This is a genomic window from Ornithinibacillus xuwenensis, assembly GCF_039614845.1.
Classification (GTDB): domain Bacteria; phylum Bacillota; class Bacilli; order Bacillales; family Amphibacillaceae; genus Ornithinibacillus; species Ornithinibacillus xuwenensis.
Genome location: NZ_JBDIML010000002.1, coordinates 110,592 through 125,210, shown reverse-complemented (window position 1 = coordinate 125,210; position 14,619 = coordinate 110,592). Strand labels below are relative to the sequence as shown.

Here is a 14,619-nt window from a genome sequence, read left to right as displayed (position 1 = left end):
ACATAATTTTGTAAACCGGTTTCCAAAAATGGCGGATTTTTAGATGGAAAGTTTGTCCTATACCATGCATATATATTAGTGAATTCATACTTATTTTCTAGGAGGAGATTCGAATCAGAATGCAACTGAACACCGCAAATTGGATTTGCTATGCAATCGGCTATGTATTTATAACTTCTGGTGTAATGAAGCTAGTCATGCCTGAATTTAGGCAAACATTTTTCAATCTCGGTTTACCTTTTCCTGAATCCACTTTGCTGCTTATTGCAATTATTGAACTTGCTTGTGGCGCGCTTATTATTGGAAGAATGTATGTGAGGCAGGCAGTGATACCGTTAATTATTATTATGCTTGGCGCAATCTATCTAACGAAATTTCCAATCCTTATGAAACAAGGCATTGTATCTTTTGCGTTTCATGCGAGACTGGATATCGTGATGCTTATTCTTTTATTCATTTGCTGGAAGCATATCAGAGGAAAAACTTTTTAAGAGGATTGTGCATAAGTTTGGACCCTAAAAAGGAATAATACCCAGAATATCCACAAAGTTATCCACATATGCACAAATGTTCGTAGTTATTTTGTGTTTTGTTAAGAAATATTTACTAAATATAGTACTTGCCTTCTTATCTTTATTATTTATACACATATTGTGAATAAAATTACTGAAAATGTGGATAACCTATAGGTCTATTTTCATTCACTTTTCTACCTACATGTTCATAAAAGGAGCTATCTCTACTACAAAAGAGAGATAGCTCCTTAAACTTTCTTATTGTTGAACCCCTAAGGTCATCGTTGTATTCACACGTTCTCCATCGCGATAATACGTAATCTTAATCTCATCACCAACCTCTTTCTCTTGGTATAAGATTTTTCTTAGGTCAATTATATTCATAATTGGCTTATCATCTAAGTGTGTAATAACATCTAGACGCTGTAATCCCGCTTCATCTGCAGGTGATAGTGCTTCAACACTCCATACATAGACGCCACCCTTGACATCGTTCGGAAGATTTAATGTTTCCGACCATTCTAAATGAGGAATTTCTTCTAAGGAATAAATCTCAACCCCTAAGTATGGTCGCTTCACCTCACCAGTCTTCTCTAATTCATCAATTATCGGTCTAGCAGAATCAATGGGAATGGAAAAGCCAATCCCTTCAACCGCTTCCTGATTTATTTTCATGGAGTTAATTCCGATTAACTGGGCATCCATGTTGATAAGTGCACCACCACTGTTTCCTGGATTGATTGCTGCATCTGTTTGCAATACCTCTGCCTGCCAGTCTGCACGTCCATCTAAATTGAAATCCTGTGGAATCGTTCGCTGCGTCCCACTGACAATTCCTTGTGTCACCGAACCAGAAAACATATGGCCTAACGGATTTCCAATGGCAATAACAGGCTCTCCAACCTTTAGCTTTTCGGAGCTTCCAAGTTCAATGGTTTTATCAATCACATCACCATCTATCCGTAAAACAGCTAGATCAGAAAATAAGTCATCACCCAATAATTCCGCTTTCAATATCGTATCATCACTTAACAGAACCTCAATCTCATCTGCTCCATCAATAACATGATGATTCGTTACAACATAGGCATATTGATCATCTTTTTTATAAATAACACCAGAACCAGTTCCAGCCTCACTTGCCTCTTGCTGCTCCCAGAAATCAGACTGATGTTGAATATTGGTTACGCCAACAACCGTTGGCGAAACAACCTCAACAATCTCTGTTATTCGCGTAGATACATCTACAGAGACAATCTGATCGGTATTGGGATTATTGGAGTCCCTATTAACCGTGCCTTGACTCGAATCGGTTTGCAATACTTTCGGTAAAGCGACTGTAACCAATAGAATGCCAATCACAATCCCCAATAATAAAGGTATTACCCAACGATTTCCTCTATTTCGATGAGGATTTGGTGGGTAGTGACTATTGTAATATCCCATTTATAAGTACTCCTTTTACTAGCCAAATTTCGTTCTGGCTACATGAAAATCATATTTATATTATGGTCAACATCAGACGGATTAAACCGAAGAAATCCGTTTCCTGGTTAAAATTATGTAATATTTTGCAAATGATAGAATTTTATACTAGATTTAGTATATAAAACTTTTTATGAAGGAAGTGAAATATGGAATACAAATCTCGAACAGCCTCTCCCGAACTAATAATTCTAGAGGTGCTTAAAAATAGGTTCGTTTTATCAGAAAAAGAAAAACAGCATTACCGCAATCTAAAAAAAGGATATGAAGGCGAGTTGTTATTTGATAAAAAGTTAAGTAGCCTGCAAGAGGGGTACCTCATACTCAACGATTTGTTATTAAAAGTAAATAACACCACCTTCCAAATCGACACCATGATCATTGCAAATACAATCTACGTATTTGAGGTCAAAAATTATGAAGGCGATTATCTATATGACTCTGACCGAATCTACAAAAAACCTAGCTTTGAAATCGTTAATCCACTGATTCAATTAAACAGAACCGAATCCTTACTACGTCAACTATTACAAAGCTTAGGATTTAATTTTGCGCTAAATACTTCTGTTATCTTCATTAACCCCGAGTTCACTTTATATCAAGCTCCTCTTGATAAATCCTTTATTTATCCCACGCAAATCAATAGTTTCTTAAGACAATTGAATGCCACACCTATTAAGCTGAGCAACCAACATAAAGCTCTTGCAAAGAAGTTAGTTTCGCTTCATCAACATGAATCTCCATATACGCAAATACCAGCATATCATGAGGAAAGCTTACGAAAAGGCATAACTTGCAAGGCATGTTCTTCCTTTACAAGCACCATTGAAGGTCATAAACTCATCTGTCAAGCATGTGAATATCAAGAGGCTTTCGCAGATGCCGTCATACGAACCGTACAGGAAATTCAGCTTCTTTTACCGAAATCCAAAATAACTACCAATCTTATTTATGATTGGTGCAAGGTTGAAGTATCTAAGCGGAGAATTGAAAAGATTCTTAAGAAAAACATGGAGCATATAAAGAATAACCGATGGTCGTATTTTGAATAAACAGTGGTGCTGGGGCGGTGCTATATTGCGCAATAAGTAGGCGAGCGCAGAGGATGGATTTGGTTTCATGCATATTTTGGATTTTAAACATGCATGAAGAGGGATCTCACGCACTTTTCGGACTCATTTTCTGCTTAAAACATACATGAGAGGGGTTCTCATGTACTTTTCGGACTCATTTTCTGCTCAAAACACACATGAGAAGCCCCCTCATGCACTTTTCGGACCCAAATTCTGCTCAAAACATACATGAGAGCACCCCTCATGTACTTTTCGGACTCAATTTCTGCTTAAAACATACATGAGAACACTCCTCATGCACTTTTCGGACCCAATTTGCGCTCAAAACATGCATGAGAACACTCCTCGTGCACTTTTCAACTCCAATTTGCGCTCAAAACATACATGAGAGCACCCCTCATGTACTTTTCGGAATCAATTTCTGCTCAAAACAAACATGAGAACACTCCTCGTGCACTTTTCAACTCCAATCCCCGCTCAAACATACATGACAACCTCTCTCATGCACTTTTCAAACCCAATCCCCGCTCAAAACATACATGAGAGCCCTCCTCATGTACTTTTCGAACCCAATTTCTGCTTAAAACATACATGACAACCTCCCTCATGTACTTTTCGGACTCAAATTTTGCTTAAAACATACATGACAACCTCCCTCATGCACTTTTCGGACTCATTTTCTGCTCAAAACACACATGAGAACCCCCCTCATGCACTTTTCAAACCCAATCCCCGCTCAAAACATACATGAGAGCCCTCCTCATGTACTTTTCGGACCCAATTTCTGCTTAAAACATACATGACAGCCTCCCTCATGTACTTTTCGAACCCAAATTCTGCTCAAAACATACATGAGAGCACCCCTCATGCACTTTTCGAACCCAATTTCTGCTCTAAACATACATGAGAGCACCCCTCACGCACTTTTCGGACCCAAATTCTGCTCAAAACACACATGAGAACCCTCCTCATGCACTTTTCAAACCCAATCCCCGCTCAAAACACACTTGAGAGCGCCTCTCATGCACTTTTCGGTCCCAACTTCTGCTCAAAACACACACTCCAGCCACCATTCTCATCCGCTCCCTCTTCCCAACAAAAAAAGTAGTGTAGAATTTACGCTACACTACTTCATACATGGCGGTTGGTGCACTTGGATCTGTATCATACAAGTCCATTTTAATGCCGCGCTCTTGTAAGATATTATCAACAGACATCCGAGCCAAGTCTTTCATATTATTATCTTTGCTTAGATGTGCTAAATAGATTCGTTTTGTATTGTTATCAATAATATCGGTTAACGCCAATCCACAATCTTCATTTGATACGTGGCCGGAGTCACCTAAGATACGTCTTTTTACACTCCATGGGTAACGTCCCATTCGAAGCATGCCTACATCGTGATTAGCTTCGAATATATAGGCGTCCGCACCTTCAACGGTCTTCTTAATTCTTTCGGATACATAACCTAAATCTGTTACCAGGGCGACCTTTTTATTGTTGTTGCGAAACGTATAAAACATTGGCTCCGCAGCATCATGTGATACGCCAAAAGATTCCACATCAATATCACCAAAGGTCTTTGTTTCTTCCATCTTAAAGACAAATTTTTGATCAAGTGATAGCTTGCCAATCGAACCATCCATTGCCTTCCACGTTTTCTCATTGGCATAGATAGGTAGATTGTATTTTCTTGCTATGATACCTAACCCTTTAATATGGTCGCTATGCTCATGTGTCACTAATATTCCGGATAATTCTGCTGGAGATACTTGTACCTCATGAAATAGCTTGTCCATTTGCTTCCCACTAAGCCCTGCATCTACTAGTAATTTCTCTTTATCTGACTCTATATAAAAGGCATTACCAGTGCTGCCTGATGCTAGGACACTAAAACGCAATGTCATGATGCTTCACTCCGATTATTTTCAAGCTTACTATTTAAAATCTCTAGCATGCTTTCTTTAAATTCTTCTTCTCCCTCTAGCGCTCTTGTGTTTTCAATACTTATTTCGAGTACATTTCGAACATAGTTTTGATCGACTGGAACGACAATTTGCTCAATCGCATTTACAAATCGATCCCGAGAATCATTAACGGTTATTTTCCAAGTAGGTGCTAACAGTTGCTGTCCACTATCCAATGGAAGCTGTGTATACAGTCCCATTTCTACTTCGGTTACTTTATCACCAGAAATGATAAGGTTATTCTCATATAGTTTATTCACTGCACTTAAAGGTTTTAACAGAGATTTCTTTTCACTCTCAACCTCTGGCTCTCCTAATACCGATTGGGTATAAGCAATTGCCTCATTGTTATCATTTAGGTAAATGAAGATCATACCATTTACATTATAATAGACAGGTCTATTATTTTTCATTTGGAAAAATACAAGGATATTATTCGATTTATCCCAGTACGCAAATTGGTACTCATCACCTAAGTATACATGAGAGGAGACCAATTCTGCTATGGTTTCTTCCTTAGCATTTTCTGGAACAACAATCTTGTTATTAATTAATGAGAGAATGAACGTATTATTCACAACATTTATTTCCTGATTTTCTAAGGCTTCAATCTGCTTAATCTCCGAATCCTTAAATGATTTCTGCCTTATCCTAACAAATCCTTCATCCGGTAAATTTTCCGGTAGGTCATCTGGTAGGACAATATTACCGCCTTCTAAGCTTTCTTCGATTGCTGCTTCTACTCCCTGGCCTGAGTCAAGCACAGCAAGGTCTTCACTTCTTTGTTTTTGAATAACAAGATTCAGCAAATAAATATCAAGAAGTAAAAAGCAGAGGATAAATAATGTTTTAATTTGCCCCCATTTCATCCTCAGCTCACTCCCTTACTAAATAGTAGCTCATCATCAATTGAAATAGGCTCCCAGTTGTCATTTACCTTCATGTACCAGGTAGGTGTAAACGATAATTTCTTAATTGGTGTTTCCTGATAGCTTAATCGGTAACCTACTTGAATATCTTGTATTTCACTAAGTTCGATTGCCGAATAATCTTCTAAATAAGAGATAATCTCACTTCCAGATGGCAGTTCTACCTCGACATCTTCACGAATGTTGGTAATATTAAATAATGGTCGCTTCAGCTCTGATAGCTCATTATTTATCCATAGCTCTTCTATCATAGCGAGATTATCATTGCTAAAGACCGGATAGCCATTATAGAACATGCGATAACGAAACGAACTCAATGAACTATCCAAATTCTCTAGATGAAATTCCTGAGTCCAGCCTTTATAACTATTCGTTCTCGTGATGCTTTTATCTAACAAATCCAGTATATCGATTTGATTACCTAAATACTCCAACGGATTAACAAATTCCATTCCAATTCTATTACTATAGACTTGCATAGTTCGTTGACTATCCTGAAACCATAGTTCATTTTCTTCTGATTGGTTAATAATGGCTCTAGATGGTTCTTGAAATAGGGCATTCCGCATTTTATTCGGATCAATTTCTGCATAATTACTGGAGTACTTCATAAAGGTGATCGAATCACTAGGAATATAGATAGCGTGTTCCGATTCCTCTATTACTTCATACGCTATTAACTCTTCCTCGCCATTCATATAGCTTTGTAACAAATCGCGTTTTTGCGTATTATTCACATCAAATTGAACTTGCGTTTGTCCATCTGTTGATAAGAAGGTAAATGTTAAGGAATTATTCGATGTAAAGGTTATATATACCCTCTCAAATAAGACATTTTCTGGTAGTCTTATCTCTTCTGTATTATTAATCGTAAACAAGCTCGGAATTAGTTTCATTGGTAATGCATCTGGGAAAATCATCTCGATCTTTTTATCATCATCTGGCTTCCCATTTGCCTCATTAATTCGTATATTGTAAAGGACCCATTCTTGCATATCCTTATACAGTGCTTGGCGATCTGTTGGATCTTCAAATCCAGAATAATGATTGTATTCATCAAAAATAAGCATATAGGGCTGGATTAGTGATTTCTTCGTTTCAACTGTCCCATCTAGATCCATGTCCTCTTGACTTACATACCCGCCTTCTTCCACCAGTTTATTGGTAGATTGATAACTCCAGAGGCTAAACGTTAGCATAAAACTAATACAAACTAAAATAACTAATGCATAGGATTTCACTACTTCAAGGTTCATTTGTTATACCTCCGCTTCTTACCCATCAGCGGTAGTGTAAATATTATTGTCGTTCCTTTACCTTCTTTACTCTTTGCCCAAATCTTCCCGTAATGTGCTTCGACTAATTCCTTTGATATGGCAAGACCTAATCCGGTACCACCAAGCTTTCTCGTACGCGCTTTATCCACACGATAGAAACGTTCAAAGATCTTTTCCAATTTGTCATGAGCTATTCCCATGCCCTGATCCTCAACCGAAACGAGTACTTGATGTTTTTGCTTTACAGCTTTAAAGATTATCTTTCCACCCTCTGGTGAATATTTAATAGCATTTGAAATAATATTATCCATCACTTGTATTAATTTGTCCTTATCAATCCAAACAAACAGCTTTTCGTTCGGTAATTCTCGAACAAACTCAATATGCTCTGGAACATTGAACTCGAAACGATCAATAATATGATTGAATAGGCTAATAAAGTCTGTACGTTCCTTCTGTAGCTGATGTTCCTTGTTATCAATTTTTGATAGTTGCAGTAAATCATTAACCATTCGAATCATTCGATCGGTTTCATTCTGCGTTACTTCCAGAAACTTCGGTGCAATTTCTTTATTTTGCCACTCACCATCTAATAAGGCTTCTATATAGCTTTTCATGGTTGTTAATGGTGTTCTTAACTCATGGGATACGTTGGATACAAACTCCCGGCGATCCTGCTCTAATTTCTCTTGTTCGGTAACATCACTAATTACCGTGATAAAGCCAGTTATCTCATTATATTCATCGGTTACCGTCGAAAAATTAGCTCGGATTAAGAAAATATCAGTATCATCGCTGAAATCGATTATCATCGAGCCACTTTCTTGTAAATCGGATAAATCCACAATCTTTTCATCTAACTTCAGGACATCGACCAGGTATTCCCCATAACTATCCTCTGTATTAGTGCCAAGTAGAATAGTGGCAGCCTCATTCATTAATGTCACTGCACCCGTTTCATCGGTAGCAATTACCCCATCGGACATATTCTCTAAAACAGAATTCAGCTTACGAGTTTCCTCTTCTGTTTTAGCATAGGAGTGCTTTAATTGATCATTTAAATCGTTAAAGGCAATGGCCAACTGACCGATCTCGTCTGTGCCATATACATTTACCTTCTGCGTAAAGTCTGCTTTCCCCATGATTTGTGCTTGTTTACGCATCTCCATAATTGGCTTCGTTATTGCACGAGCCACTAATATACCGATTAACGCTGAGACAATAACAGCCAAAATAGAAGCATTTAAGAAGATTTGATTAATTTCTTCTAACTGATCATAGATACTTTCATAAGAAGCCTTTACATAGATTGCTCCAATTGCTTCCCCGTCCATATCTAATATTGGCGTTACCTTTATATAGACTCGATTGTTATCAATATCTTTATTACGGTATTCTTGTTCACTACCTGAAACAATCGCTTTAAGAATGTTTTGATTCGTAGTCTTTTTCCCAACATTGCCTTGATCGGAATAATTGTTAGTGGCAAGAATTTGACTTTGACTATTTACGACTAATAGATTCCAGGAACTATTCGTATCAATATCGCGAATAATTCCCTGTAAATCCTGCTGCAAAGTAGTTTTCTGTTCATCATCTTTACGCTCTTTATTGAATGCATCCTCTACGTAATGTGTCAATAATTCAATCTGTCCATCAACCGTATCTTTAAAATTTGTCGTAAGCTTCTCTTCCAAGGAATAGGAAAAATAAGAGCCAATTACTTGCACAGCAACTAGCAATAGTAAGATAAAGATTATAATAAATTTTAATTGTATCGATCGAAAAAAACCGACTTTATGCATAAAACCTACTCCTGATCAGGATTACGTAAATAATAACCAACACCTCGACGTGTTACGATCCATGTTGGATTACTTGGATTTTCCTCTATTTTTTCTCGCAGTCTTCTTACCGTTACATCGACCGTTCTTACATCCCCAAAATAGTCATATCCCCATACGGTTTCTAGGAGATGCTCACGAGTCATGACTTGCCCAATATGACGGGCTAGGTAGTGTAACAATTCAAATTCACGATGGGTTAGTTCTATTTGCTTTCCATCTCTTGATACGGTATAGGCATCTGGATGAATAACAAGTGAACCAATTGTAATATCCTTGTTTTCCTTTGTTGACTCCTCTGGAGCATTTTGTTGCCTGCGTAGATTTGCTTTTACACGTGCAATCAATTCCCGATTACTAAATGGTTTGGTTACATAGTCATCCGCGCCAAGCTCTAATCCTAAGACTTTATCGATCTCAGAATCCTTCGCTGTCAGCATAATAATCGGTATTGTTTGGGTTTTCCGTATTTCACGACATACCTCATTACCATCTTTATTCGGTAACATAATATCTAATAAAATTAAATCTGGTTTTTCTTCTTCAGCAAGCTTGATAGCATCATCACCATCATAAGCACATACAACTTCATAGCCTTCTTTTTCTAAGTTAAATTTTAATATATCTGCAATTGGTTGTTCATCGTCTACTACTAAGATTTTTTGGACCACGATATCACTTCCTTTTTATTTTTCATCAAAATTAAAGAAAACCATTTATGTTCATCGTGTATTTTCTTTATTTTAACGTAATTCAGTTGAAATGTCTTGTTCCTCATCATTTCCTAATTATGAAAGAAAGCTGACTCAACATGATACACTCTTGAGCCAGCTTCTTCTATCTTTTGTTATTTATTATTAGTTTAAATAATCAAGTGGGTTCTGCAATTGACCATTCTTGTATACTTCAAAATGCAAGTGAATTCCAGTAGAATTTCCGGTTGAACCCATAATTCCAATTTGTTGTCCTTGTTGAACGGTTTGACCAACACTTACATTAATAGAAGAAAGATGTGCATAGATTGTTTTCATTCCATTGTTATGGTTAATTTCAATCTTATTACCAAATCCACCTTGGTATCCAGCAAAGACTACTGTTCCATTATCTGCAGCCTTTATAGTACGATTGGATGGACCTGCAATATCAATTCCCTTATGGAAGGAGCCCCAACGATAGCCAACATGACTTGAGATATATCCTCCAACCGCTGGCCAGCTTAATGTTCCTGTTCCACGTGATGGGATGACCTTAGTTCCTTTTACAATCACTTTATTAACAGGCTCTTTCACAACTTCCTCTTCTACTACATTTCGTTCGGTGACTTGTCCATTGCGAATTTCGATTGCATAATGGACAACCTTCTCACCATCTGATCCTTCTTGTGTAACCTCTTGGTCACCTTTAAATAATTCATCTGATTCCACAACCTCTGTTTCATATGTGATGGTTTCTTCTTTCTTTTCTTCCTTCTTCACCACAACATCAACAAAAGGCTTTAATTCGGTTACGTTTAATTCCTGACCGATTTGGATTAGCGTATCCTCATCAATAGAAGGGTTTAATTCTAGTAACGTATCGAGGGATAAGTCATACTGAGATGCAATAGCACCCAAGACTTCTCCTTCTTTAACAGTATGCTTCTCTTCTTCAAGCGTACCTTTTTCTAATAATTCAAGTCCCGCTTCTACATCTAGTAGTTCCTTTGGATCTACTTTTTTCTCGGAAAATGAAACTTCCTCTGATAATACAACGTCTAATATAACAGAGTCACCAACTGCAAGATCTGCTGGTTGAACTGGAGCATCAGCGACTTGGGGATCGTCTGATTCTTCTTCAGTAGATTTTGCAGATTCTACTAATTCCAATGTCTTACTATCGACATATTTTAATTTATAGTCCTGAATTACTTTTTCGGCTTCTTCTTGGCTTTCAAAGTATCCAACTACTTTATCACCTATTGTTAATTCAATTGCTTGTGCTTGGACAGCAAGGTTATCTTGTAAGTAATCACTAATATAAGAATTATCATATGTAGGATTAAATACGACCTCTGATACATAATCAACTTTTTGATTGATTGTTAGATTAACATCCTCATACTGTTCTCCTGATTCACGAAGCTTGGATTCGATAATTTGATCAACAACCTCTTGATCATTTACCTGACCAATATGCTTTCCGTCAACATATACGTGGTACACCGTCTCCACATTATTCGATTCTTCAGCAAAAACAATTCCTGTAGTCAATATCGTTACAAGTCCTGTACTAATTATCGTTCTTTTAAGCAGGTTCTTGTTGTCTTTAACTTGTTGTGCTTCCTTAGCTTTCCAAAAGACCACTTGCTTCCCCCCTATTACCAATTTTATATATGATAGAAATGATTATGTTCATAGATTAAAAGACCTATTTAGGTCCTCTATAAATCTACCATAATTTAATTTGGTTAGGAACAGAATCCGTGCTTTTGTAAACAAAATGTATAATAAGTAACATTTTTTTACGAAAAACCGTTGTTTCACATGAAAATAAGTGAAAAATATGTAGTTTTTCAGTTATTTATTCCAATTTTATACAATTATTTTACATTCATGTAACAACAATGTAATTCAATGACGAAAAAAGAGAGCAGAAATATTCTGCTCTCCTATCATTTTTAGTTACTATAGACACTTCTTACCACATTTGTTTGTGATCTGTCTGGTCCAACGGAAAATACGGATAATGGAATTTGTGTTAATTGAGCGATTCGCTCTAAATAATGACGCGCATTTTCTGGCAGTTCATTTAAGCTTTTTACATTTGTAATATCCTCAGTCCAACCAGGCATTTCCTCATATACTGGCTCACATTCAGCTAGTGACTTTAGACTAGCTGGAAATTCTTCTATGATGTTGCCCTTATACTTATAAGCTACACAAATTTTTAATGTTTCAATTCCCGTTAATACATCTAGTGAGTTAAGTGATAAATCCGTAATCCCACTAACTCTTCTCGCATGTCGAACCACAACGCTGTCGAACCAACCTACACGACGAGGTCTTCCTGTGGTCGTACCATATTCACGACCAACCTCACGAATTTGATGGCCGATTTCATCGTGAAGCTCTGTAGGGAAGGGACCATCACCAACTCTTGTTGTATATGCTTTTGATACACCCACAACGTGCTTGATTTTCGTTGGCCCAACACCAGAACCGATGGTCACGCCACCTGCAATTGGATTGGATGATGTAACAAAAGGATATGTCCCTTGGTCAATGTCTAGCATAACACCCTGTGCACCTTCAAATAATACTCGTCTTCCTTCATCGAGAGCATCATTTAAGACCACAGATGTATCACATACATATTTCGCCATTGCTTGTCCATACTCATAATATTCCTCTAGTATATCCTCAACATTTAATGGTTCCACTTCATATACCTTTTCAAAAAGGCGATTTTTCTCTTTTAAATTCTGTTCTAGTTTTTGTCGGAAAACATCCTTGTCTAATAAATCCGCAATACGAATTCCCGATCTTGCTGCTTTATCCATATAAGCCGGCCCAATACCTTTTTTGGTTGTGCCGATTTTGTTTTCGCCCTTTTCTTCTTCCTGCAATATATCTAATTTTAAGTGGTATGGTAGGATGACATGTGCTCTGTTACTTATTTTCAAATTATCAGTCGAGACATTTCTTTCATGTAGGTAAGCAATCTCCTCTATAAATGCTTTTGGATCAATTACCATTCCATTACCTAATACACAAATCTTTTCTTGAAAAAATATTCCCGATGGGATTAAATGCAACTTATAGGTTACACCATCAAATTTAATCGTGTGCCCTGCATTATTACCACCTTGATAGCGAGCAACTACTTCTGCGTTTTGCGAAAGAAAGTCCGTTATCTTTCCTTTACCTTCATCGCCCCATTGCGTTCCAACTACTACTACTGAGGACATTGTGCACCTCCAAGATTATTTCAATCATTATATGTTTTTTATATATTACCCTTCGTTAGTTTATCAGTATTTATGTAAATAGTCAACGTAAACACGAATATTAAATTGTAATGCAATCTAATTGTTCGTTATTTTGCTATTTTCATAGATTCGTATTTCAAACCAAACAAAAAAACAACCTGATAAAAACTATCAGGCTGTTTTTGCTATGCGTGAACTGGTTCAGGTGGCACATCGCTTTGTTGATAACGATGATCTAAATCAACGAATTTATTATATTCCTTCACAAAGGCTAATTCGACAGTTCCAACTGGACCATTACGTTGTTTTGCTAGAATGATTTCTATAATATTTTGTTTCTCTGATTCTTTATCATAATAGTCATCACGGTATAAGAACCCAACAATATCAGCATCCTGCTCAATACTTCCAGATTCACGAAGGTCGGACATCATTGGTCGCTTGTCCTGACGTTGTTCAACACCACGTGAAAGCTGTGATAAAGCAATTAGTGGAACATTCAGCTCACGAGCTAGTCCTTTTAAGGAACGGGAAATCTCTGAAACTTCCTGCTGACGGTTTTCACCAGATTTGCCACTACCTTGAATTAACTGAAGATAATCAATTAAGATCATTCCTAAGCCATGCTCCTGCTTCAATCTTCTACATTTTGAACGGATTTCATTGACACGAATTCCAGGTGTGTCATCGATATAAATTCCTGCATTTGAAAGGCTTCCCATTGCCATGGTTAGCTTACTCCAGTCATCTGCCTCTAATTTTCCGCTACGTAAACGCTGTGCATCGATATTTCCCTCTGCACATAGAATACGTTGGACGAGCTGGTCAGCACCCATCTCCAAACTAAATATCGCTACATTCTCATCTGTATTGACGGCAACATTTTGCGCTATATTTAAGGCAAATGCCGTTTTACCTACTGACGGACGAGCCGCTACAATAATGAGGTCATTGCGTTGAAATCCAGATGTAATCCGATCTAAATCACGGTAACCAGTTGGAATACCTGTTACATCGGCACTACTTTGGTGAAGCAATTCGATTTTATCGTACACATCAATTAAGACGTCTTTGATTACTTTAAAGCTTCCGGTATTTTTCCGTCCAGAAACATCTAAGATACTTTTTTCCGCTTCATTTAGGACATCCTCTATTTCATCTTCTCTCGTAAAGGTTTCTGTCACAATGTCTGTAGCGGTACGAATTAAACGACGGAGAATTGCTTTTTCTTCCACAATCTTACTATAGTATTCTATATTTGCAGCAGTAGGCACACTCTCCGCTAATTGCGTTAAGTATGATACTCCCCCTGCTTCTTCTAAATGCTTGCTATTGGAAAGATCAGACGTTACGGTTACTAAGTCAATCGGTTCTCCTCGATCAGCAAGCTTTAACATCGTTTCAAAAATTCGTTGGTGACTTGCTCGATAAAAATCACCTGGCATCAATAGTTCTGATGCTGTTGAAAATGCCTCTGGTTCAAGAAAGATAGCACCGATAACGGCTTGTTCAGCTTCAATATTATGTGGTGGAGTTCTATCATTCCATTCACTCATGATCTA

General features: G+C 37.3%; 11 protein-coding genes. 2 read left to right on the top strand and 9 right to left on the bottom strand.

Annotated elements, in window-relative coordinates; translation table 11 throughout:
* The first annotated feature begins 119 nt into the window (after positions 1 to 119).
* Positions 120 to 491 (top strand): DoxX family protein, encoded by a 372-nt coding sequence (locus tag ABC228_RS06445; protein WP_345824287.1) that lies wholly within the window; start codon positions 120 to 122, stop codon positions 489 to 491.
* Between the two features lie 282 nt (positions 492 to 773).
* Here the strand turns inward: ABC228_RS06445 and ABC228_RS06440 are convergent, their stop codons facing one another.
* Complete coding sequence (locus ABC228_RS06440; RefSeq protein WP_345824286.1) at positions 774 to 1,961, bottom strand: S1C family serine protease; 1,188 nt, start codon at positions 1,959 to 1,961, stop codon at positions 774 to 776.
* Positions 1,962 to 2,149: 188 nt separating this feature from the next.
* On the opposite strand from ABC228_RS06440, the gene ABC228_RS06435 reads away from it, so the two are divergent.
* Complete coding sequence (locus ABC228_RS06435; protein WP_345824285.1) at positions 2,150 to 3,052, top strand: nuclease-related domain-containing protein; 903 nt, start codon at positions 2,150 to 2,152, stop codon at positions 3,050 to 3,052.
* Positions 3,053 to 4,194: 1,142 nt separating this feature from the next.
* Here the strand turns inward: ABC228_RS06435 and ABC228_RS06430 are convergent.
* The 8 genes from ABC228_RS06430 to dnaB all read right to left on the bottom strand — a co-directional run bounded on the left by ABC228_RS06430 (position 4,195) and on the right by dnaB (position 14,613).
* Positions 4,195 to 4,980 carry an MBL fold metallo-hydrolase gene (locus tag ABC228_RS06430; protein ID WP_345824284.1) on the bottom strand — a complete coding sequence of 262 codons (786 nt, stop codon included), beginning with the start codon at positions 4,978 to 4,980 and terminating at the stop codon, positions 4,195 to 4,197.
* Positions 4,977 to 5,909 carry a two-component system regulatory protein YycI gene (locus tag ABC228_RS06425; protein ID WP_345824283.1) on the bottom strand — a complete coding sequence of 311 codons (933 nt, stop codon included), beginning with the start codon at positions 5,907 to 5,909 and terminating at the stop codon, positions 4,977 to 4,979. The genes ABC228_RS06430 and ABC228_RS06425 overlap by 4 nt, the downstream gene beginning before the upstream one ends.
* Positions 5,910 to 5,911: 2 nt before the next feature.
* Positions 5,912 to 7,225 (bottom strand): YycH family regulatory protein, encoded by a 1,314-nt coding sequence (locus tag ABC228_RS06420; RefSeq protein WP_345824282.1) that lies wholly within the window; start codon positions 7,223 to 7,225, stop codon positions 5,912 to 5,914.
* The gene (gene walK, locus ABC228_RS06415; protein ID WP_345824281.1) at positions 7,222 to 9,051 is read right to left on the bottom strand and encodes a cell wall metabolism sensor histidine kinase WalK; all 1,830 of its coding nucleotides are present in this window, start codon (positions 9,049 to 9,051) and stop codon (positions 7,222 to 7,224) included. Before walK ends, ABC228_RS06420 begins: the two co-directional genes overlap by 4 nt.
* Positions 9,052 to 9,056: 5 nt before the next feature.
* A complete protein-coding gene (yycF, locus tag ABC228_RS06410; RefSeq protein ID WP_345824280.1) occupies positions 9,057 to 9,761 on the bottom strand; it encodes a response regulator YycF in 705 nt (234 codons plus the stop codon).
* 186 nt (positions 9,762 to 9,947) lie between these two features.
* Positions 9,948 to 11,432, bottom strand: a complete 1,485-nt coding sequence (locus tag ABC228_RS06405; RefSeq protein WP_345824279.1) for a peptidoglycan DD-metalloendopeptidase family protein — start codon at positions 11,430 to 11,432, stop codon at positions 9,948 to 9,950.
* 314 nt (positions 11,433 to 11,746) lie between these two features.
* Positions 11,747 to 13,036, bottom strand: coding sequence for an adenylosuccinate synthase (locus ABC228_RS06400; protein WP_345824278.1), 1,290 nt, complete (start codon positions 13,034 to 13,036; stop codon positions 11,747 to 11,749).
* Between the two features lie 206 nt (positions 13,037 to 13,242).
* Positions 13,243 to 14,613: a replicative DNA helicase gene (dnaB, locus tag ABC228_RS06395; protein WP_345824277.1), complete on the bottom strand. Its 1,371-nt coding sequence runs from the start codon at positions 14,611 to 14,613 to the stop codon at positions 13,243 to 13,245.
* Positions 14,614 to 14,619: the final 6 nt, after the last annotated feature.

Coding starts and splice junctions, on each gene's coding strand:
- ABC228_RS06445 (WP_345824287.1), top strand. CDS start 120: ATGCAACTGAACACCGCAAATTGGATTTGCTATGCAATCGGCTATGTA.
- ABC228_RS06440 (WP_345824286.1), bottom strand. CDS start 1,961: ATGGGATATTACAATAGTCACTACCCACCAAATCCTCATCGAAATAGA.
- ABC228_RS06435 (WP_345824285.1), top strand. CDS start 2,150: ATGGAATACAAATCTCGAACAGCCTCTCCCGAACTAATAATTCTAGAG.
- ABC228_RS06430 (WP_345824284.1), bottom strand. CDS start 4,980: ATGACATTGCGTTTTAGTGTCCTAGCATCAGGCAGCACTGGTAATGCC.
- ABC228_RS06425 (WP_345824283.1), bottom strand. CDS start 5,909: ATGAAATGGGGGCAAATTAAAACATTATTTATCCTCTGCTTTTTACTT.
- ABC228_RS06420 (WP_345824282.1), bottom strand. CDS start 7,225: ATGAACCTTGAAGTAGTGAAATCCTATGCATTAGTTATTTTAGTTTGT.
- walK (WP_345824281.1), bottom strand. CDS start 9,051: ATGCATAAAGTCGGTTTTTTTCGATCGATACAATTAAAATTTATTATA.
- ABC228_RS06400 (WP_345824278.1), bottom strand. CDS start 13,036: ATGTCCTCAGTAGTAGTAGTTGGAACGCAATGGGGCGATGAAGGTAAA.
- dnaB (WP_345824277.1), bottom strand. CDS start 14,613: ATGAGTGAATGGAATGATAGAACTCCACCACATAATATTGAAGCTGAA.